This is a genomic window from Melaminivora sp. (genome assembly GCF_032059615.1).
Lineage (GTDB): Bacteria > Pseudomonadota > Gammaproteobacteria > Burkholderiales > Burkholderiaceae_C > Melaminivora.
The window spans coordinates 1-19,595 of sequence record NZ_DAMCAM010000056.1; the positions used below are offsets into that span (position 1 = coordinate 1).

A 19,595-nucleotide genomic window follows, 5' to 3' on the forward strand; every position below is an offset into this window, starting at 1 on the left:
GCGAGGCCGGCATGGAGGACACGCAGGTGGCGCGCTTCCTGGTGCTGCACAAGGAGCTGGACCCCGACGACGACGAGCTGACGCGCACGCGCAAGGTGCGCCGCGGCTTCATCGCCGACAAGTACGGCGTGCTGATCGACGCGCTGTACTCGGGCCGCACCGAGCAGTTCATCGAAACGCAGGTCAAATTCGAAGATGGGCGCACCGGGGCCGTGAGCGCCACGCTCAGGATCGTCGACGCCAAGACCTGGCCGGCGCAGCGCGCCGCCGCCTGACGCGGCCATACGAGGCAACAGCACCCACCATGACCAGCAAGAAAATCGGCGACGTCATCCTGGACGTCAAGAACATCAGCCTGCGCTTTGGCGGCGTCAAGGCGCTCACGGACATCTCGTTCGACGTGCGCGAGCACGAGATCCGCTCGATCATCGGCCCCAACGGCGCCGGCAAGAGCTCGATGCTCAACTGCATCAACGGCGTCTACACCCCCACCGAAGGCTCGATCACCTTCCGCGGCAAGACGTTCTCGCACATGAACAGCCGCCAGGTGGCCGAGATGGGCGTGGCGCGCACCTTCCAGAACCTGGCGCTGTTCAAGGGCATGAGCGTGATCGACAACATCATGACCGGGCGCAACCTGAAGATCAAAAGCAACCTGCTGCTGCAGGCACTGCGCATCGGCCCGGCGGAGAAGGAAGAGATCCGCCACCGCGAATTCGTCGAGCACATCATCGACTTCCTGGAGATCCAGGCGCACCGCAAGACCCCCGTGGGCCAGCTGCCCTACGGCCTGCAAAAGCGCGTGGACCTGGGCCGGGCCCTGGCCATGGAGCCGCAGGTACTGCTGCTGGACGAACCTATGGCCGGCATGAACGTGGAGGAAAAGCAGGACATGAGCCGCTTCATCCTGGACGTGAACGACGAGTTCGGCACGACCATCGTGCTGATCGAGCACGACATGGGCGTGGTCATGGACATCTCCGACCGCGTCGTGGTGCTGGACTACGGCAAGAAGATCGGTGACGGCGCGCCTGATGAAGTGCGCAACAACGAGGACGTGATCCGCGCCTACCTGGGCGCCGGACACTGAAGGCGCAAGCGGAGACAACGCAATGGCATTCTTTCTGGAAACCCTGTCCGGCGGCCTGATGGCCGGCATGCTCTACGCCCTGGTGGCGCTGGGGTTCGTGCTGATCTTCAAGGCCTCGGGCGTCTTCAACTTCGCGCAGGGCGCGATGGTGCTGTTCGCCGCCCTGGCCATGGCACGCTTTGCCGAGTGGATCCCGCGCTGGACCGGCCTGGAGAGCAAGATCGTGGCCAACGTGCTGGCGTTCGCCGTCGCCGCGGCCATCATGTTCGCGGTGGCCTGGCTGATCGAGCGGCTGGTGCTGCGCCACCTGGTCAACCAGGACGCGGCCACCCTGCTCATGGCCACGCTGGGCATCACTTACTTCATGGAGGGCGTGGGCCAGGCGCTGTTCGGCAGCGAGATCTACAAGATCGACGTGGGCATGCCCAAGGACCCGATGTTCGTGCTGGAGTCGGTCTTCGACGGCGGCGTGATGATCAACCAGGAGGACGTGATCGCCGCCGTCATCGCCGCAGCGCTGGTCGTCGCCCTGTCCATCTTCTTCCAGAAGACCACCACCGGCCGGGCGCTGCGCGCCGTGGCCGACGACCACCAGGCGGCGCAGTCCATCGGCATTCCGCTCAACCGCATCTGGGTCATCGTCTGGTGCGTGGCCGGCATGGTGGCCCTGGTGGCCGGGATGATCTGGGGCTCCAAGCTGGGTGTGCAGTTCACGCTGACCACGGTGGCGCTGCGCGCGCTGCCGGTGGTCATCCTGGGCGGCCTGACCTCGGTACCCGGCGCCATCATCGGCGGCCTGATCATCGGCGTGGGCGAGAAGCTCTCGGAGGTCTACCTCGGCCCCTTCGTCGGCGGCGGCATCGAGATCTGGTTCGCCTATGTGCTGGCGCTGGTGTTCCTGCTGTTCCGGCCGCAGGGCCTGTTCGGCGAGAAGATCATCGATCGCGTGTAAGAGGGGAAAAATAAATGTTCTATCGTGAAAACGGCCAGTTCAAGACCAGCTACCGCGCCGACCAGCAGGTCTTCCCCATCCTGCAGGACAAGGTCGCCGTCTGGCTGCTGGTGGCCGCCTGCTTCGTGCTGGTGCCCCTGTTCGCCTCGGACTACTTCTACCTGGCCATCCTGATCCCGCTGGTCATCATGTCGCTGGCGGCGCTGGGGGTGAACATCCTGGTGGGCTACTGCGGGCAGATCTCGCTGGGCTCGGGCGCCTTCATGGCGGTGGGGGCCTACGGCGCCTACAACTTCGTCGCCCGCATCCCCGACATGCCCTTGATCCCGGCGCTGATCCTGGGCGGGCTGTGCGCCACCTTCTTCGGCATCCTGTTCGGCCTGCCCAGCCTGCGCGTCAAGGGCCTGTACCTGGCCGTGGCGACGCTGGCCGCGCAGTTCTTCAGCGACTGGATGTTCCTGCGCATCAAGTGGTTCACCAACGACTCGCCCTCGGGCTCGGTGTCGGTGAGCAACCTGCAGGTCTTCGGCATCCCGATCCAGTCGCCCCAGGCCAAGTACCTGTTCTGCCTGGTGGTGCTGGTGGTCATGGCCATCCTGGCCAAGAACCTGGTGCGCAGCGCCATCGGCCGCGAGTGGATGGCCATTCGGGACATGGACGTGGCCGCCAGCGTGATCGGCATCCGCCCGATGTACGCCAAGCTGTCGGCGTTCGCCGTCAGCTCCTTCATCGTCGGCATGGCCGGCGCGCTGTGGGGCTTCGTGCACCTGGGCGCCTGGGAGCCGGCCGCCTTCTCGGTGGACGTGTCCTTCAAGCTGCTGTTCATGGTCATCATCGGCGGCCTGGGCTCCATCATGGGCAGCTTCTTCGGCGCGGCCTTCATCGTGGTGCTGCCCATCGTGCTCAGCCAGTTGCTGCCGGCGCTGGCCGGGCTGGTGGGCGTGGAGATTTCCACGGCCGGCATCTCGCACGCCGAGTTCATCATCTTCGGCGCGCTCATCGTCTGGTTCCTGATCGTCGAGCCGCACGGCCTGGCCAAGCTGTGGTCCACGGGCAAGCAGAAGATGCGGGTGTGGCCCTTCCCGCACTGACGCCCCGGGTCCACGGCCACCGCCACACGCAATGGTTTTAAGCATGAAATCAGCCTCAAACCGTTGCCAGGCAAAGGCGCACAGCTCTCTTTTTTGCAAAGCCGCGCAGTCCGCTGCGCTCCCACCCGCCCTTCACTAAAAGGAGTGCACCCATGAAGCTCACCCGTCTGGCCCTGGCCACCGTGCTGGCCGCCGCTGGCGCCGGTTTTGCCGCCAGCGCCTCGGCGCAGGCCAACAACGAACAGTTCTTCCCGCTGCTGTCCTACCGCACGGGCGCCTACGCCGCCTATGGCATTCCATGGGCCAACGGCAAACAGGACTACATCAAGCTCATCAACGCGCGCGACGGCGGCGTCAATGGCGTCAAGATGACCTTCGAGGAGTGCGAGACGGCCTACGCCACCGATCGCGGCGTGGAGTGCTACGAGCGCCTGAAGACCCGCCCGGGCGTGGCCGTGGTCGAGCCCCTGGCCACCGGCATCACCTTTGCGCTGACCGAGAAGGCGCCCATCGACAAGATCCCGCTGATGACGCAGGGCTACGGCCTGTCGATCTCGCAGGATGGCACGGCCTTCCCCTGGAACTTCCCCTTCCTGGGCAGCTACTGGACGGGCGCGGACGTGCTGATCCAGCACATCGGCAGCAAGGCCGGCGGCCTGGACAAGTTGAAGGGCAAGAAGGTCGCCTACGTCTATCACGACAGCCCCTTCGGCAAGGACGCCATCCCGCTCCTGCAAAAGCGCGCCGAGATGCACGGCTTCGAGCTGCAGCTGATGCCGGTGACGGCACCCGGCGTCGAGCAGAAATCCACCTGGCTGCAGGTGCGCCAGAGCCGGCCGGACTACCTGTTGCTGTGGGGCTGGGGCGTCATGAACACCACGGCGCTCAAGGAGGCGCAGGCCACGGGCTTCCCGCGCGACAAGATGTACAGCGTCTGGTGGGGTGGCACCGAGCCGGCGGTGCGCGACGTGGGCGAGGGCGCCAAGGGTTTCAACGCGCTGTCGCTCAACGGCCATGGCACGTCCTACAAGGTCATCCAGGACATCCTCAAGCTGGTGCACGACGCCAAGCAGGGCACGGGCCCGCGCGACGAGGTGGGCACCGTGCTGTACGTGCATGGCGTCATCACGCAGATGCTGGCCATCGAGGCCGTGCGCACCGCGCAGGAGAAATTCGGCAAGGGCAAGGTCATGACCGGCGAGCAGGTGCGCTGGGGCATGGAGAACCTCAAGATCGACCAGAAACGCCTGGACGAGCTGGGTTTCGGCAACGTCATGCTGCCCATGGCGACCAGCTGCTCCAACCACATGGGTTCGTCTTCGGCGCGCATCCACACCTGGGACGGCAAGCAGTGGAACTACTCGTCCGACTGGTACAAGGCCGACGACAAGGTGCTGGGCCCGCTCATCAAGGAGCACGGCGACAAGTACCTGGCCGACAAGAAACTCACCCGCCGCACCGACTGCAAGTGAGCACAGACTCACGGTGAGCCGCGCGGCGGGCGCCCTCGCCCGTCGCGCCGAGGTGCAACTTCCAACCAAGAGAGAGCAAGGAGATACGCATGAAATTTACCCGTCTGGCCCTGGCCGCCACGCTCGCCGCAGCGGGCGCGGGCTTTGCCACCAGCGCCCTGGCGCAGGCCCAGGAGCAATTCATTCCGCTGCTGTCCTACCGCACCGGCCAGTTCGCCCCGCTGGGCATCCCGTGGGCCGATGGCAAGCAGGACTACCTGAAGCTGGTCAATGCCAAGGGCGGCATCAACGGCGTCAAGATCACCTACGAGGAATGCGAGACTGCCTACGACACCAGCCGCGGCGTGGAGTGCTATGAGCGTCTCAAGGGCAAGGGCGGCGGCGCCGCCGGCTTCGACACCCAGTCCACCGGCATCACCTTCGCCGTGACCGACAAGGCGCCCATCGACAAGATGCCCGTCGTCACGCCCGGCTACGGCCTGTCGCAGTCGGCCGACGGCCGCGTGTTCGAGTGGAACTTCCCGCTGCTGGCCAACTACTGGACCGGCGCCGACGCCATCGTGCAGGACATCCTCAAGCAGGAAAAGGGCAGCCTGAAGGGCAAGAAGATCGCCTTGGTCTACCACGACTCGCCGTACGGCAAGGAGCCGATCCCGCTGCTGCAAAAGCGCGCTGAGAAGGAAGGCTTCGCGCTGCAGCTGCTGCCCGTGACGGCGCCTGGCGTCGAGCAGAAATCCACCTGGCTGCAGGTGCGCCAGAACCGGCCCGACTACGTGATCCTGTGGTCGGCCGGCGTCATGACGCCCACGGCAGTGCGTGAGGCGCAGGCCACGGGCTTTCCGCGCGAGAAGATGTACGCCGTGTGGTGGGCGGGCTCCGACCACGACGTGAAGGACATCGCCGGCGCCAAGGGCTACAAGACCGTGACCATCCACAACACGGCCGAGCGCGACAAGATCCACGATGAGGTCAAGGCGCAGCTCTACGACAAGGGCCAGGGCACGGCGGGCGACGCCAAGGAGCTGGGCGCCATCGCGCACACGCGCGGCATGGTGATCGCCATGCTGCAGGTCGAGGCCATCCGCGCCGCGCAGGAAAAGTACGGCAAGGGCAAGACCATGACGCCCGAGCAGGTGCGCTGGGGCCTGGAGAACCTGAACCTGACGCAGGAGCGCCTGAACGAGCTGGGCTTCGGCAAGATCCTCAAACCCATCAAGACCAGCTGCGAGAACCACCTGGGCGCCGACTGGCAGCGCATCGCGCAGTGGAACGGCAGCAAGTGGGAGGTGACCTCCGACTGGTACCAGGCCGACCAGTCGCTGGTGGCCCCGCTGGTGCAGGAGTACGGCGCCAAGTACGCCAAGGACAAGAACGTCAAGGTCCGCACCTGCAACTGACGTGACAGGGCACGAGCCGCGCGCTCCACCAGGCGCGCGGCCCGTCGCCCATCGCTTTTCTCCCTTTCGTGAATCAACGGTGAAGCCATGACCGAGCCCCGAACCGCAACCGCCCCCACCCCCGCCGCACCGCTGCTCATGGTCAACGGCATCGAGGTCATCTACAACCACGTGATCCTGGTGCTCAAGGGCGTTTCGCTGCAGCTGCCCGAGCGCGGCATCGTCGCCCTGCTGGGCGGCAACGGCGCCGGCAAGACCACCACCCTGCGGGCGATTTCCAACCTGCTCAAGGGCGAGCGCGGCGAGGTCACCAAGGGCAGCATCGAGCTGCGCGGCGAGCAGATCCAGAACCTCACGCCCTCCGACCTGGTCAAGCGCGGCGTGGTGCAGGTCATGGAGGGGCGCCACTGCTTCGCCCACCTGACCATCGAGGAAAACCTGCTCACCGGCGCCTACACCCGCACCGACAAGGCCGAGATCGCACGCAACCTGGAGAAGGTCTACAACTACTTCCCGCGCCTGAAGACGCGCCAGAAGAGCCAGGCGGCCTACACCTCGGGCGGCGAGCAGCAGATGTGCGCCATCGGCCGCGCCCTGATGTGCAACCCCTCGGTCGTGCTGCTGGACGAGCCCTCCATGGGCCTTGCGCCGCAGATCGTCGAAGAGGTGTTCAACATCGTCCGGGACCTGAACGAGAAGGAAGGCACGACCTTCCTGCTGGCAGAGCAGAACACCAACATGGCGCTCAAGTACGCCGACTACGGCTACATCATGGAAAGCGGCCGCATCGTCATGGACGGCCCGGCGCAGGAGCTGGCCAACAACGAGGACGTCAAGGAGTTCTACCTCGGCGTGGGCGGCGGCGAGAGGAAGAGCTTCAAGGACGTCAAGAGCTACAAGCGCAGAAAGCGCTGGCTGGCCTGACGTCCGGCACCCGGCGCCCGCCCCCGAATATTTTTTGATAGCTGAAAGCCCGTTGCTGGCGCGGGCAAAGGCCGTTTTTTACCCAAAATTCCCCACCTTCAGAGAAAGACAGCCATGAGCATGTTCTACGACGCACTGGAGAGCCGCCCCCCCCAGGAACGCGAGGCCGCCCTCATGGCCGCCCTGCCCCGGCAGATCGCCCACGCCCGCCAGGCCTCCAGCGCCTGGGGCGAGATCCTGGCGGACGTCGATCCGGGCGCCGTCACCAGCCGCGAGGCGCTGGCGCGCCTGCCGGTCACGCGCAAGTACGAGCTGCTCGAGCGCCAGCAGGCGGGGCGGGCGCAGGACCCCTTCGGCGGCTTTTGCACACAGACCTTCGGCGCGCACCTGCCGCGCGTGTTCGCCAGCCCCGGCCCCATCTACGAGCCCGAGGGCACGCAGAAGGACTACTGGCGCATGGCGCGCGCCATCCATGCCGCGGGTTTTCGCAGCGGCGAGCTGATCCACAACTGCTTCTCCTACCACTTCGTTCCCGCCGGCGCCATGATGGAGAGCGGCGCCCACGCCCTGGGGTGCACAGTGTTTCCGGGCGGCACGGGCCAGACCGAGCAGCAGGTGCAGGCGATTGCCGAGCTGCGGCCCGCCGGCTACATCGGCACGCCGAGCTTTCTGAAGCTGATCCTGGACAAGGCCGCGGAGATGAAGGTCGCCCTGCCCAGCCTGACCAAGGCCCTGGTCTCGGCCGAGGCCTTTCCGCCGTCGCTGCGCGACTGGCTGGCCGCGCGCGGCGTGGCCGGCTACCAGTGCTACGCCACGGCCGACCTGGGCCTGATCGCCTATGAGACGAGTGCCCGCGAGGGGCTGGTGCTCGACGAGGGGGTGATCGTGGAGATCGTGCGCCCCGGCACGGGCGACCCGGCGCCCGAGGGCGAGGTGGGCGAGCTGGTGGTGACCTCGCTCAACCCGGTCTATCCGCTGATCCGCTTCGGCACGGGCGACCTGTCGGCCGTGCTGCCGGGCCCCTGCCCCACGGGCCGCACCAACACCCGCATCAAGGGCTGGATGGGCCGGGCCGACCAGACCACCAAGGTGCGCGGCATGTTCGTGCAGCCCGGCCAGATCGCCTCTGTGGCGCGGCGCTTCCCCCAGGTGCTGCGCGCGCGTCTGGTGGTCAGCGGCGCCATGGCCAGCGACCAGATGGTGCTGCAGGTGGAGACGCGCGAAACCGCCCCGGGCCTGGCCCAGCAGCTGCAGGAAGCCCTGCGCGAGGTGACCAAGCTGCGCGGCGAGGTCGAGATGCTGCCGCCGGGCTCGCTGCCCAACGACGGCAAGGTCATCGAGGACGCGCGCAGCTACGACTGACGGCTGCGGCGGCGGTCACCAGACGACGTCGTGCCCCTCGGCGGCGCTGCGCCTGAGCATGTCGATGAAGGGCGTGGCGCGCTGGCGCAGGCTGACCGGATCGCGCGCGGGTGCATTGTCCTGCCCGGCCTCCTCGGCGTCGGCCGTCTGGCCGCGCTCGCGGGCGGCCTCCTCCTCGGCCGCCACGGCGGCCTGCAGCGCCTCGATGGCGGCGGGAATCTGCGCGGCGGTGATGATGCCGTGCGGCTCCTCGCCCTTGCCGACGATCTTGAGCAGCTGGCGCGCATTGGCCTCCAGCATGATGACGTCGGCCGTGGCGCGGGACTTGAATTTGTAGAGCATGCGAACCCCTGGTGGATAAGGACGATGGGCCGAGGATAAGCCGGCGCGCGTCAGGCCCGTGCGGCCTGTGGGCCCTCGTACATGTAGGAGCGATTGAAGGGGTAGTCGCCCTGCGCGCCTTTCAGGACGCCGTCCTCCAGCCTGCCGCTGGGCCGGATCGCCAGCATCTGGTGCAGCGCGATCCAGCCATGCTCGAACGCCAGGGCGCAGCCGGCCAAGTACAGGCGGTAGGCGCGCAGGGCGCGCTCGCCCCGCTCCTGCCCATGCTGGGCCACCAGGATGGCCAGGGCCTCGTCCTGGCAGTGCTCCAGCGCATCCGACCAGGCCCAGAGCGTGCGCGCGTAGTGCGGACGCAGGTTCTCCGTGTCCACCATCTCCAGGCCCGCGCGCGCCATGTCGTGCAGCGCTACGCTCACGTGCAGCAGCTCGCCGCCGGGGAAGATGTAGCGCTCGATGAAGTCGCCCATGCCGGCGGCCAGGCCGTCGTTGTCCAGTCCGCCGGCGGTGATGCCGTGGTTGAGCAGCAGCCCGCCCGGGCGCAGCAGGCGGTGCACGGTGCTGAAGTAGCGCGCCATCTGCGCGCGGCCCACGTGCTCGAACATGCCCACCGAGGCGATCTTGTCGAAGGGCTCGGCTGCCTGCAGCTCGCGGTAGTCCAGCAGCTGCATGCGCACGCGCCCGCCCAGGCCGCGCTCGTCGATCAGCCGCTTGACGTGCGCGTGCTGGTTGCGCGACAGCGTGATGCCGGTGGCATCGACGCCGTAGTGCTCGGCCGCCCACAGCAGCAGGCCGCCCCAGCCGGCGCCGATGTCCAGGAAGCGCTCGCCCGGGCGCAACAAAAGCTTTCGGCAGATGTGGTCGAGCTTGGCCTCTTGCGCCCGCGCCAGCGTCATGCCGGCTTCGCGGTAGTAAGCGCAGGAATAGACACGGCGCGGGTCCAGCCACAGGGCGTAGAAATCGTCCGACAGGTCGTAGTGGAAGTGGATGTTGCGCGCGTCGCCCTGCAGCGTGTGCGCGGCCATGGAGCGCGCCCGCGCCAGCACGCGCTGCCACCAGCTGGCCTGGGCGTCGCGCGCCGGGTCCAGCCGCAGCAGGGCGGCGGCGGCCGTCATGAGCTGGCGCATGCTGCCCTCCAGCGCCACCCGGCCCTCGACGATGGCCGCACCCACGTTGCCGATCTCGCCCATGGCCAGCGCCACCACGGCCATGCGGTCGCGGAACTGCAGGCGCACGTCGGCGTCGCTCGCGCCCAGGCGCAGGCCGTCAGGCAGCTCGACCGCCACGCCCACGGGGGACAGCGCCAGGCTCTCTTCCAGCGAGTTCAGCAGATGTTTCATGCCACACCCTCCCGTCGGACCGACAACGATCCGATTCTTCAGGGCATGGCCCGGCCGCGTCAAGGGTGATTGGCCGACAGCGCCATGCGGCCTTGGCTGACAACCCAGGCCGGGCGCAGCCCCCAGTAAAAAAGAGCAAAAACCCGCGATAACCCTTTCTACACAATGACATTGCGCTATTTTTTACATAGCAAAATGGCGCCTGTGCGGCTCCCGCGCCGTGCCTGGGGACTGCGCCGGGCGCTGCCGCCCGCCGCCAGCTATGGCCTAATACTGCGTTTTTCGTTTTTTCATCCAATCGATCTCAGGAGCCGTCATGGGCAACAAAATCGTCACCGAAGCCGATCGCAAGGCCACCCCCCGTCCTACCCCCATGCCCGGCATGGCCCTGCCCACCGAAGGCCGCGGCCAGCGCGTGAGCAAGGAGCGTGGCGTGCACACCCGCAGCAAGAAGAACCCGGGCAAGCGCCACAACTGAGCCGGCCCGCCCGCCGCCCTCGAAGCCCTCGCTTGCGAGGGCTTTTGTTTCTCTTGCGCCCGCATCGCATGCCGCGCCGCCTCTGGCCCGCCTCCCGCCGCGCCGCGGCCGTGCTGTGCTGCGCCCTGGCGCTGTCGGGCTGCGCCCAGACCGGGGGCACGCTGGGCTACTACTGGCAGTCGCTGCGCGGCCACCTGGCCCTGATGGGCGCCGCGCGCCCGCTGCCCGACTGGCTGGCCGACGCCGACACGCCCGAGCCGCTGCGCCGGCGGCTGGAACTGGCCCGCCAGGCGCGCGCCTTTGCCAGCGAGCAGCTAGCCCTGCCCGACAACGCCAGCTACCGCCGCTACGCCCGGCTGGACCGCCCCGCGGCCGTCTGGAACGTGGTGGCCGCCCCGCCCTGGTCGCTCACCCTGCACACTTGGTGCTTTCCCATCACGGGCTGCATTGGCTACCGCGGCTACTTCGCCGAGGGCGACGCGCGCGCCGAGGCGGCCCGGCTGCAGCGGCAGGGCCTGGAGGTGAGCGTCTATGGCGTGCCGGCGTACTCGACGCTCGGCTACAGCAACTGGCTGGGGGGGGACCCACTGCTGTCCACCTTCATCGCCTGGCCCGAGGGCGATTTCGTGCGCCTGCTGCTGCATGAGCTGGCCCACCAGGTGGCCTATGCACCGGGCGACACGGCCTTCAACGAATCCTATGCCACGGCCGTGGAGCGCCTGGGCGTGGCCGAGTGGCTGGCCGCCCGCGCCGACCCGCGGCTGCAGGCCGCATGGCAGCGCAGCGAGGTCCGGCGCCAGCAGTGGCGCGAGCTCACGCGCGCCACGCGAGAGCGGCTCGAAGCCATCTACGGCACGCAGCCGGACGGCCGGCAGCCACCCGACGACTGGCCCGGGCGCGCCGCCCGCAAGGCCCAGGCCCTGCAGGACTTCGCCCGGGACTGGGCGCGGCTGCGGACGTACTGGCTTGCCGAAGGCGATGTGCAGCCCGCGCAGCTGCAGGCGCTCGACCGCTGGGCGCGGGAGGCCAACAACGCCAGCTTTGCCGCCCAGGGCGCCTACGACGATCTGGTGCCCGCCTTCATCGCGCTGTTCGAGCGCGAGGGGCGCGACTGGCCGCGCTTCCACGCAGCGGTGCAAGCGCTGGCACGCGCGTCACAAGCCGAGCGCGACGCAACGATGCAGGAGCTCAGGGGGGTGTCGTTTCAGTTCAGCCGCGCAGCGACTCGATGAGGTCGATGTACTGCTGTTTGGCCTGGTCTTCGCCCGTGCCCTTGAGCTTTTCCCAGGCGTCCCACTTGGCGCGGCCGACGATGTCGGAGAAGCTCGGCTTCTTGTCCTGGTTGTCACCCGCCGTGGCCTGCTTGTACAGCGCGTAGATCTTCAGCAGCGTCGGGTTGTCCGGGCGCTCGCTCAGGTTCTTGGAGTTGGCGACGGCGGCCTCGAAGGTGGCATTCAGATCGGACATGCAAAGTCTCCTGGCTGGAAGGTGTTGGGGAAGAGCGGAAGGCGCAGTGTAGTCAAAACAGCACGATCGTTCTTTTCCGTGAGCGCAAAAAAGCCCGCCACCCGGGCGGGCCATGTCAGGGGTGATGAAGGCGCCGTCAACCGGGCTGCTGCTGCGCCAGCCACTGCCGCGCCAGCTCCACCCAGAAGGTGCCGCCCAGCGGGATCAGGTCGTCGTTGAAGTCGTAGCTCGGGTTGTGCAGCGTGCACGGGCCACCGCCATGGCCCAGGCTGCGGTGGTCGCCGTCGCCGTTGCCAATGAAGACATAGGCCCCCGGCCTGGCCTGCAGCATGAAGGAGAAATCCTCCGCGCCCATGGTCGGCTCCTGCGCGCGCACCTGGTCCTCGCCGACGATGCCGGCCATGACGCGCGCGGCAAATTCCGCCTCGGGGGCAGAGTTGATGGTGGGCGGGTAGTTGCGCACGAACTCGAACTCGCACGTCGCCTCGAAGGCCGCGCAGGTGTGCTCGGCCACCTCGCGCATGCGCCGCTCGATCAGGTCGAGCACCTCGATGGAGAAGGTGCGCACCGTGCCCTGCAGCTCGCAAGAATCGGGCACCACGTTGGTCGCCTCGCCGGCGTGGATCATGGTCACCGAGATGACGCCCGCGTCCACCGGCTTCTTGTTGCGGCTGATGATGCTCTGGAAGGCCTGCACCATCTGACAGGCCACCGGCACAGGGTCGATGCCCAGGTGCGGCATGGCGCCGTGCGCGCCCTTGCCGCGGATGGTGATCCTGAATTCGTTGGAGGACGCCATGACCGGTCCGGGGCTCACGGCGAACGTGCCCACCGGCATGCCCGGCCAGTTGTGCATGCCGAACACCGCCTGCAGGGGAAACTGTTCGAACAGGCCATCCCGGATCATCTCGCGCGCGCCGCCACCGCCCTCTTCCGCCGGCTGGAAGATCAGGTAGACCGTGCCGTCGAAGTCGCGATTTTCCTCGCGCGCGAAGTGCTGCGCCGCAGCCAGCAGCATGGCCACGTGGCCGTCGTGCCCGCAGGCGTGCATCTTGCCGGCGTGGCGGCTGGCGTGCTCGAAGGTGTTGAACTCCTGCATGGGCAGGGCGTCGATGTCGGCGCGCAGGCCCACGGCGCGGCCGCTGGCGCCGCCGTCGCGCCCGTGCACGATGCCCACCACGCCAGTGGTGCCCATGCCACGGTGGATGGGGACGCCCCATTCGGTCAGCTTGGCGGCGATCACGTCGGCCGTGCGCACCTCCTCGAAGCACAGTTCGGGGTGGGCGTGGATGTCGCGCCGCACGGCGGCAATGGCGGCAGCCTCGCCGGCAATGGAGTCGATGAGTTTCATGGAAATGCTTCGCTCGCTGTCGTCGGTAAGCTGGTCAGTCTAGCGGCGCCCGCCCGCAGCTGCCGGCCACATGCCGCGCAACCCCGCGCGCCGCGCGCGGGCTTCATGGTGAAATGGCCGGCCAGGCAGGGTGCCCATGGGAGGATTACTTGCATTTCGATAGCGCGAAATCGTTGCCCAGCAACGTCTGCAGGCGTTTTTCATGCTCATTCCCGAAGGCACGCCCAGCCCAGTCCTTCGCCCGCCGACAGTCCCTGGCGACGACGGCGGACGGCGCCCCCCCGGTCTTGCGCCACGCTCACGGCCCATGCCCCTGCGTGCACTGATCCTGCTGCTGGCCCTGGTGCTTGGCCTGCACTGGCTGGCCCTGGAGCGACTGCCCTGGGCCTCGGATGCCCGGGGGCCGCTGCCCGAGCAGATGGCGTTCGATACCCGTCTGCTGCCGCCGCCCGCACCCGAGCCGCCCTCCGCGCCCCAGGCGCCCGCCGAGATCGCGGCCGCGCCCAACCCCGCGCCCGCCGCCGCAAAGGCGCGCCGCAAGCCGCGCCCGGCCCGCCCCGAGATGCACCACCCGTCCGCGCCCCCGGCGGACGAGCCGCCCCCCGTCGAGGACACGGTCACCCTGGACATGCCCGCGCTGCCGGAGACTGCCGAACCAGCCGAAGTAACGCCACCTGGGCCGCTGGAGGAAGCCGCGCCCGAGGCCTTGCCCGACCAGGGCGGGGACGACAGCGCGGCAGGCACCGAGCCGCCCCCGGCGTCCGCTCCGGAGGCGCAGCAGGACGCCCCGGCCCCGGCCCCGGCCCCGGCCCCGGCCCCGGCCCCCGCCCCCGCCGATCCTGCCGCTGGGCAGCCCCCCGCGCCCGCCGGCGTGGAAGTCCTGCTGCCCGGCGGCGGCGCTGCCTTCTCCGCGCAGGACCCGCCGCCCGTGCGCCTGCCGCCCTCCACCCATCTGGCGTTCACCGTGCGTGGCCAAGCCAAGGGCTTCCAGTACCACGCCAGCGCCACGCTCGACTGGCGCCAGGACGACGACCGCTACGAGGCGCACCAGCAGGTCAAGGCCTTCCTGATCGGTGCGCGCTCGCAAAGCAGCCGGGGCCGGCTCGGTGCCCGGGGCCTGCAGCCCGAGCGTTTCGGTGACAAGACCCGAAGCGAGCGCGCGGCGCACTTCGACTACGAGCGGCGCCAAATCGTCTTCAGCGCCAACGTGCCGCCCGCGCCGCTGGCCGAGGGTGCGCAGGACCGGCTGAGCGTGTTCATCCAGCTCGGCAGCATGTTGGCTGCCGCCCCGCAGCGCTACCCGGCGGGCACGCGCATCACCCTGCCCACGGTGGGCGTGGGCGGCGCCGACCGCTGGACTTTCACCGTCGAAGGCCCGGAGACACTGGAGCTGCCCGCCGGCACCATGCCGGCGCTGAAGCTGCAGCGCCTGCCGCCCCCCGACCGCCAGTACGACCAGAAGGCCGAGCTGTGGCTGGGCACCGCCCTGGGCGGGCTGCCGGTGCGCATCCGCATCACGCAGGCCAACGGCGACTGGGTCGACCTGGCGCTGGAGGACCATGCGCCCCTGTAGGACAACGCAGGGCTTGAACTGGCCCGCGCCGCAGCCATCTGCCCTCCATGAATGAAATGACAACCACCCAGGAGAACTCCATGCACATGCTCTACGACTCCGACTCCTTCGTGGTGGTGCACATGCAGCCCGACCTGTCCCAGCCTGCCACCGCCCCCGACGGCACGCCGCTGCCCGTGCAGCTCGTGCGCCACGGCTTCGAGATCGTGGACAAGCGCTCGGGCAAGGAGGTCTATCTGGACGGCTCGTGGGCCGAGATGTTCCAGCAGCAGATCCTCGCCTGGCAGCGCGAAGCCCCCACGCAGCAGGAGGTGGAGGCCACGCTGGACGGCTACGCCGGCTTGGCGCAGAACCCGGTTGTGGTGCACTGACGGGCCACCCGGCCCGCGTCGTCAGCCCGCCGGGGGCCTGGCGCCGCGGCGCTGCGCCATCTCGCGGCCCATGCCCAGCTGGGCTTCGGCGCCCAGAACGGCGCGCGCGGCCGGGTAGATGGCTTCATCTTCGTGCCGCAGGTGATCGGCATAGCTTGCGGCAAAGCGGTCCAGGGCCGCATCGTCGGCCGCGCTGAAGCGGTCGATGTCGCCCTCGGCCAGGGCCTGCAGGCTGCCGCGTGCCCCAGCCCAGCGTTCGGCCATCTGCACATGGTCCTGTTGCAGCTGGCGCACCAGCGCCACCACCTGCGCGTCGGCGGCGGCCAGCAGGGGCGGGAACACGTGCAGCTCCTCGTCCTCATGGTGCAGGGGCGCGGCGATGTCGAAATAGCGCAACACGTCGCGCGCGGCCTGCCGGGCCGAGTCGTCGCAGCCCTGGTCACGCAGGTACTGGCGCAGGCGCTGCAGCAGGTCGAGCGAACGACGCACCCGGTCGTGGCAGGCCTCCAGCATGGCAAAGGGCTCGTCGAAGCCCGCTCCCGGGCTGTGCAGGCCCGGCAGGCTGGCGCGGCCTGCGGTCATTCCCGGCCCAGCGCCACGGGCTGGCCCTCGCGGTCGAAGGTGAGGTAGCCGTCCAGCGCGCCGCCCTTGATGGCTTCGACCATGCGGCCCAGGGCCCGGTCGGTTTCGGCATCGCCCGGCTCGCGCCCGGCACTGCCAGCCAGGGCGCCGGCGAAGACCAGCTTCCAGCGCTGGTCCGGCAGGGCGTACTCGCGCGCCTCGCGCACCAGGGCGGCAAAGGATTCGACCTCCTCGGGCAGCTTGTCCACGCACATCAGCGGCACCAGGGCGCCGCCCTCGCCGCGCTCGAAGTCGGCCTTCTGCTGCGCCGTCGCGCCCTCGGGCAGTTCGGAGGCAACGAACACCAGCAGCAGGCGCTGGCGCTCGGGCTGCGTGCGCGCAGCGCGCAGCAGGTCGTCGAAATGGGTGATGTCGGTGCTCATGGGTTGCATCGTAGAGGGTTGCTCAGGGGGTGCGGGCCTGGCCCGCCGCCAGCGTGGAGACATACTGCGCCGGCAGCGGCCGCTCGCGCGCGTCCTTGCGTGACAGCACCGTGCCGACGCTGACGAAACACAGGGCGCGCTCGCCGTCCCGCAACGCGAACATGGCACGCAGCGGTGCCGAGGCTAGCGCCTTGCCGCTGGTGAGGGCCGAGCCGTAGCCCAGGGCAGTGGCCATGAGCAGCAGGTTTTGCACGGCGCAGCCGGCCGAGAGCACGCGCTCGGCGGCAGGGATGTCCGGGTCGCCCCCGGTCTCGTCCACCACCACCAGCATCAGGAGGGGCGCGCGCTGCGCCTTGTCCCGCGCGCGCGCGAGCTCCTCCGAGTTGGCGGCCGGGTCGCGCTCGCACAGGGCCTGGGCAAAGGCCTCGCCCAGAGCAGGGCGCGCCTGCTGCGGCACGAGGACCAGGCGCCAGGGCAGCAGGCGGCCATGGTCGGGCGCATGGCCTGCGGCCGACAGCAGTGCATGCAGCTCGGCCCCCTCGGGCCCGGGCTCGCCCAGGCGGCGTGGAAGAATCGTCTGGCGTGTCTGCAGGAGGGTGGCCAGTGCCTCGGCGTCGGTGCCCGGAGACGCTTGCGGGGCTAGTCGCACAGCACCTGCCCGTCGTGCTCCACGTAGGGCGGGTAGGGGCCGGTGCCGCTGCACTGCGCGCGCGAGGCGGCGACGAAGCCGCCGTGCTGCACGTCAAAGACGTGCACCTCGCCCTCCTCGATCACGTAGTGCCAGCCGTGCAGGCTGATGCGCCCGTCCGCCACGCGCGCGCGCACCATGGGGTAATCCATCAGACGCTCGAGCTGCAGCACCACGGCGCGCTGCTCGGTGCGGCGCAGCGCCTCATGGCTGGGCTGCACGGGCAGCACGGCGCCGCGCCCCAGGTCCAGCCAGCGCGCCAGGTTGTGCGCTTCGGCGGGTACCTCGTCGTACAGCGCCTTGATGGCGCCGCAGTGGCTGTGCCCGCAGACGATGATGCGGCTCACCTCCAGGCTGAGTACGGCGAACTCGATGGCCGCGGCCGTGCCGTGGTGGCCGTGCGAACCGTCGTAGGGCGGCACGAACGCGCCGACGTTGCGCACCATGAACAGCTCGCCCGGGCCTGTGCCGGTCAGCAAATAGGGCACTAGGCGCGAGTCCGAACAGCCGATGAACAGCGTCTTGGGGTGCTGGCCCTGGGCCACCAGGTCCTGGAACCGCTGCTGGTGCAGCGGAAAGTAGTCGGAGTGGAACTGCTGCAGGCGCGCCAGCAGCTCGTCCGGGGCCACGGGATGGGAGGCGGGCATGGCAGTTCTGCGCTGCAAGGGCGTGCGGCGGCGCGCGGCTACTGCACCAGCGGCGAGCTGGCCTCGTCCAGCTCCACGCCGTGCACCTCGGCTTCGGCGGCCAGCAGCTGCAGGCACTGGCGCAGCGCCGTCACCCAGGACTGCTGGCGCAGCGCCAGCTGCACGGCCCCGCGCACGGCCTCGTAGGGCTGCTGGATGCCGGGGTCGCGCTCCTGCACCTCGACCACGTGCAGACCGAAGCGGCTGTGCACCAGACGCGGCAGCACGCCGATCTCGGGGCGGCCGAAAATCTCCTGGGCCATCTCGGGTGCGAACTCCTCGGCCGTCACCCAGCCCAGGTCGCCGCCCTGCGCGCCCGTGGGGCAGTTGGACAGCTCGCGCGCCGCCTTGGCGAACGCGTCCGCGCCGCTGCCGTCGTGGCAGCGCACGTCCAGCAGGCAGGTCTCGGCGCGCGAGCGCAGGGCGCCGACATCGACGCCCGGCGTCACGCCAAACAGGATGTGGCGGGCACGCACGCGCTCGCCCTGGCGGTAGCGCGCGGCATGCGCGGCGTAGTGGCGCTCGCAGGCCTCCTCGGTCGGCTCGGGCACCTGGAGGTTCTGCTCGAGCCAGCGCTCGATGGCGTCGCTGGCCGCCTCGCTGAAGGCGCCGACCTGGGGGGGCGGGTCGTCGTCCGCCAGCAGGCCGCCGCGCTGGGCGGCCTGGCGCAGCAGTTCAGTGCAGGCGCGCTGGCGCAGCTCTTCGGTGCTGATCTGTTCGCCGGCGGCGAGCAGGGCCACACCGTTGATGCTGGCCTCATGGGTGTGCAGGGTGTTTGCAGTCATGACCGGATCGTAGGCAGAAGACGGATTACCGTGCAGCACGCGGGTTCTCGATAGCCTCGGCCACCACCGGCGAAGGCACGGCACTGGGCTGGCCGGGCAGGTTCTGCCCGGGCGGCACGTTCAGGCGGCGCGAGCGCACCACCTGGTAGGGCCGCAGCACGTAGAAGATGGAGGCGAAGCCGCTCCACACGTGCACCAGTCGGCTGAACGGGAACAGCAGGAAGATGGTCACGCCCAGCACGATGTGCACCTGGAAGGACCAGTGCAGTCCGGCCAGGGCCGCGGCGTCCACCGGGCGCAGGGTGACGATGCGCTGCGCCCAGTCGGCCAGGATCAGCATGGCGCTGCCGTCGGTGTGCTGCAGCGACTGGGGCAGCGTCAACAGCCCCAGCGACAGCTGCACCCACAGCACCACCAGCACGGCGATGTCCGTGGGGTGACTGGTGTAGCGGATGCGCGGGTCGGTCAGGCGGCGCACCAGCAGCATGGTCAGGCCCACGAAGCACACCGCGCCCGCGACGCCGCCGGCGGAGACGGCCAGCATCTGCTTGGTGGACGCGCTCATGAAGATGCCGTACACGCTGTGCGGCGTGAACAGGCCCACCATGTGCCCGAAGAACAGGAACAGGATGCCGAAGTGAAACAGGTTGCTGCCCCAGCGCAAGAGGCCGGTGCGCAGCATCTGCGAGGAATCGCTCTTCCAGCTGTACTGGTTCTGGTCGAAGCGGATCAGGCTGCCCACCACGAACACCACGAAGCACACGTAGGGGTAGACCTGAAAGAGAAAGCGGTACATCGAGTCCATGGCGTTAGGCTCCTTGGGACGGTGTGGGGTTCTTGCGCACGATGTGCACCGGTTGCGGCTGGCCGGGCCGGGCCTGGCCCGACGAGGAGCAGCCGTCGAAGGCGGCGGGCTCCTGCCAGGTCTCGTCCAGCGGTGGCTCCTCGGGCACCGGGGTGTCGGCCTTGGGCTTGTGGCCCGCCATGTCGAGCAGGGCGGCCAGGGCCGCGGCGTAGGGACTGGCGCGCTGCACCAGCGCGGCGTGTACCGCGTCCAGCAGGTGCGCGATCTCGCCCAGGAAGCCCCGGGCCTCGCGCGGTGGCTGGGTGGAGACGAACTCCAGCACCGCCGGCAGATAGTCGGGCAGCTCGTCCTCGACCAGCAGCAAGCCGGCCTTGGCATAGGTCTCGCCCAGGTCGATCATGGCCGGGCCGCGGTCGCGCG

General features: G+C 69.2%; 22 protein-coding genes and 1 pseudogene. 12 read left to right on the top strand and 11 right to left on the bottom strand.

The annotated features are described in order from the left end of the window. From RT051_RS11785 to RT051_RS11820, 8 genes and pseudogenes are all read left to right on the top strand, one after another. Positions 1–275: pseudogene (locus RT051_RS11785) on the top strand (long-chain fatty acid--CoA ligase); the annotation flags it as partial. 29 nt (positions 276–304) lie between these two features. Beyond that, positions 305–1,090, top strand: a complete 786-nt coding sequence (locus RT051_RS11790; RefSeq protein ID WP_313076910.1) for an ABC transporter ATP-binding protein — start codon at positions 305–307, stop codon at positions 1,088–1,090. A 22-nt stretch (positions 1,091–1,112) separates the two neighbouring features. Beyond that, positions 1,113–2,042, top strand: a complete 930-nt coding sequence (locus RT051_RS11795; RefSeq protein ID WP_313076913.1) for a branched-chain amino acid ABC transporter permease — start codon at positions 1,113–1,115, stop codon at positions 2,040–2,042. A gap of 14 nt (positions 2,043–2,056) precedes the next feature. Then, entirely contained in the window at positions 2,057–3,133 is a 1,077-nt protein-coding gene (locus RT051_RS11800; RefSeq protein ID WP_313076916.1) for a branched-chain amino acid ABC transporter permease, read from the top strand. Positions 3,134–3,285: 152 nt separating this feature from the next. Then, positions 3,286–4,605 (top strand): ABC transporter substrate-binding protein, encoded by a 1,320-nt coding sequence (locus tag RT051_RS11805; protein ID WP_313076918.1) that lies wholly within the window; start codon positions 3,286–3,288, stop codon positions 4,603–4,605. Positions 4,606–4,694: 89 nt separating this feature from the next. After that, positions 4,695–6,002, top strand: coding sequence for an ABC transporter substrate-binding protein (locus tag RT051_RS11810; protein WP_313076921.1), 1,308 nt, complete (start codon positions 4,695–4,697; stop codon positions 6,000–6,002). A gap of 87 nt (positions 6,003–6,089) precedes the next feature. After that, positions 6,090–6,926, top strand: coding sequence for an ABC transporter ATP-binding protein (locus RT051_RS11815; RefSeq protein ID WP_313076924.1), 837 nt, complete (start codon positions 6,090–6,092; stop codon positions 6,924–6,926). 114 nt (positions 6,927–7,040) lie between these two features. Continuing rightward, complete coding sequence (locus tag RT051_RS11820; RefSeq protein WP_313076926.1) at positions 7,041–8,288, top strand: AMP-binding protein; 1,248 nt, start codon at positions 7,041–7,043, stop codon at positions 8,286–8,288. Positions 8,289–8,303: 15 nt separating this feature from the next. On the opposite strand, the gene RT051_RS11825 is transcribed toward RT051_RS11820, so the two are convergent. Both RT051_RS11825 and RT051_RS11830 read right to left on the bottom strand, forming a co-directional pair. Further along, a complete protein-coding gene (locus tag RT051_RS11825; RefSeq protein ID WP_313076929.1) occupies positions 8,304–8,630 on the bottom strand; it encodes a DUF1840 domain-containing protein in 327 nt (108 codons plus the stop codon). A 50-nt stretch (positions 8,631–8,680) separates the two neighbouring features. Then, the gene (locus tag RT051_RS11830; RefSeq protein ID WP_313076932.1) at positions 8,681–9,967 is read right to left on the bottom strand and encodes a class I SAM-dependent methyltransferase; all 1,287 of its coding nucleotides are present in this window, start codon (positions 9,965–9,967) and stop codon (positions 8,681–8,683) included. 316 nt (positions 9,968–10,283) lie between these two features. Between RT051_RS11830 and RT051_RS11835 the strand changes: the two genes are divergently transcribed. Further along, positions 10,284–10,445 (top strand): hypothetical protein, encoded by a 162-nt coding sequence (locus RT051_RS11835; RefSeq protein ID WP_313076935.1) that lies wholly within the window; start codon positions 10,284–10,286, stop codon positions 10,443–10,445. A gap of 68 nt (positions 10,446–10,513) precedes the next feature. Beyond that, the gene (locus tag RT051_RS11840) at positions 10,514–11,677 is read left to right on the top strand and encodes an aminopeptidase (RefSeq protein WP_313076938.1); all 1,164 of its coding nucleotides are present in this window, start codon (positions 10,514–10,516) and stop codon (positions 11,675–11,677) included. On the opposite strand, the gene RT051_RS11845 is transcribed toward RT051_RS11840, so the two are convergent. Together RT051_RS11845 and RT051_RS11850 are read right to left on the bottom strand one after the other, a co-directional pair. Next, entirely contained in the window at positions 11,655–11,912 is a 258-nt protein-coding gene (locus RT051_RS11845; protein WP_313076941.1) for an acyl-CoA-binding protein, read from the bottom strand. The genes RT051_RS11840 and RT051_RS11845 overlap by 23 nt on opposite strands. A 136-nt stretch (positions 11,913–12,048) precedes the next feature. After that, entirely contained in the window at positions 12,049–13,263 is a 1,215-nt protein-coding gene (locus RT051_RS11850; RefSeq protein WP_313076943.1) for a M20 aminoacylase family protein, read from the bottom strand. A gap of 307 nt (positions 13,264–13,570) precedes the next feature. Between RT051_RS11850 and RT051_RS11855 the strand changes: the two genes are divergently transcribed. Both RT051_RS11855 and RT051_RS11860 read left to right on the top strand, forming a co-directional pair. Beyond that, on the top strand, positions 13,571–14,836 hold the full coding sequence (locus RT051_RS11855; protein ID WP_313076945.1) for a DUF3108 domain-containing protein: 1,266 nt from the start codon (positions 13,571–13,573) through the stop codon (positions 14,834–14,836). A gap of 80 nt (positions 14,837–14,916) precedes the next feature. Beyond that, positions 14,917–15,207: a DUF3567 domain-containing protein gene (locus tag RT051_RS11860; RefSeq protein WP_313076965.1), complete on the top strand. Its 291-nt coding sequence runs from the start codon at positions 14,917–14,919 to the stop codon at positions 15,205–15,207. Positions 15,208–15,228: 21 nt separating this feature from the next. Here the strand turns inward: RT051_RS11860 and RT051_RS11865 are convergent, their stop codons facing one another. The 7 genes from RT051_RS11865 to RT051_RS11895 form a co-directional block, all read right to left on the bottom strand. Next, positions 15,229–15,789, bottom strand: coding sequence for a hemerythrin domain-containing protein (locus tag RT051_RS11865; protein ID WP_313076948.1), 561 nt, complete (start codon positions 15,787–15,789; stop codon positions 15,229–15,231). After that, positions 15,786–16,211, bottom strand: coding sequence for a ribonucleotide reductase subunit alpha (locus RT051_RS11870; protein ID WP_313076951.1), 426 nt, complete (start codon positions 16,209–16,211; stop codon positions 15,786–15,788). The genes RT051_RS11865 and RT051_RS11870 overlap by 4 nt, the downstream gene beginning before the upstream one ends. A 22-nt stretch (positions 16,212–16,233) precedes the next feature. Next, the gene (locus RT051_RS11875) at positions 16,234–16,860 is read right to left on the bottom strand and encodes a nitroreductase (RefSeq protein ID WP_313076954.1); all 627 of its coding nucleotides are present in this window, start codon (positions 16,858–16,860) and stop codon (positions 16,234–16,236) included. Then, positions 16,851–17,546 (bottom strand): carbonic anhydrase, encoded by a 696-nt coding sequence (locus tag RT051_RS11880; RefSeq protein ID WP_313076957.1) that lies wholly within the window; start codon positions 17,544–17,546, stop codon positions 16,851–16,853. The genes RT051_RS11875 and RT051_RS11880 overlap by 10 nt, the downstream gene beginning before the upstream one ends. Positions 17,547–17,584: 38 nt before the next feature. Continuing rightward, complete coding sequence (locus RT051_RS11885; protein WP_313076959.1) at positions 17,585–18,370, bottom strand: peptidylprolyl isomerase; 786 nt, start codon at positions 18,368–18,370, stop codon at positions 17,585–17,587. Between the two features lie 25 nt (positions 18,371–18,395). Further along, the gene (gene narI, locus RT051_RS11890) at positions 18,396–19,175 is read right to left on the bottom strand and encodes a respiratory nitrate reductase subunit gamma (RefSeq protein WP_313076962.1); all 780 of its coding nucleotides are present in this window, start codon (positions 19,173–19,175) and stop codon (positions 18,396–18,398) included. A 4-nt stretch (positions 19,176–19,179) separates the two neighbouring features. Beyond that, positions 19,180–19,595 (bottom strand): nitrate reductase molybdenum cofactor assembly chaperone (locus RT051_RS11895; protein ID WP_409520600.1); only part of this gene is annotated, 416 nt, incomplete at its 5' end.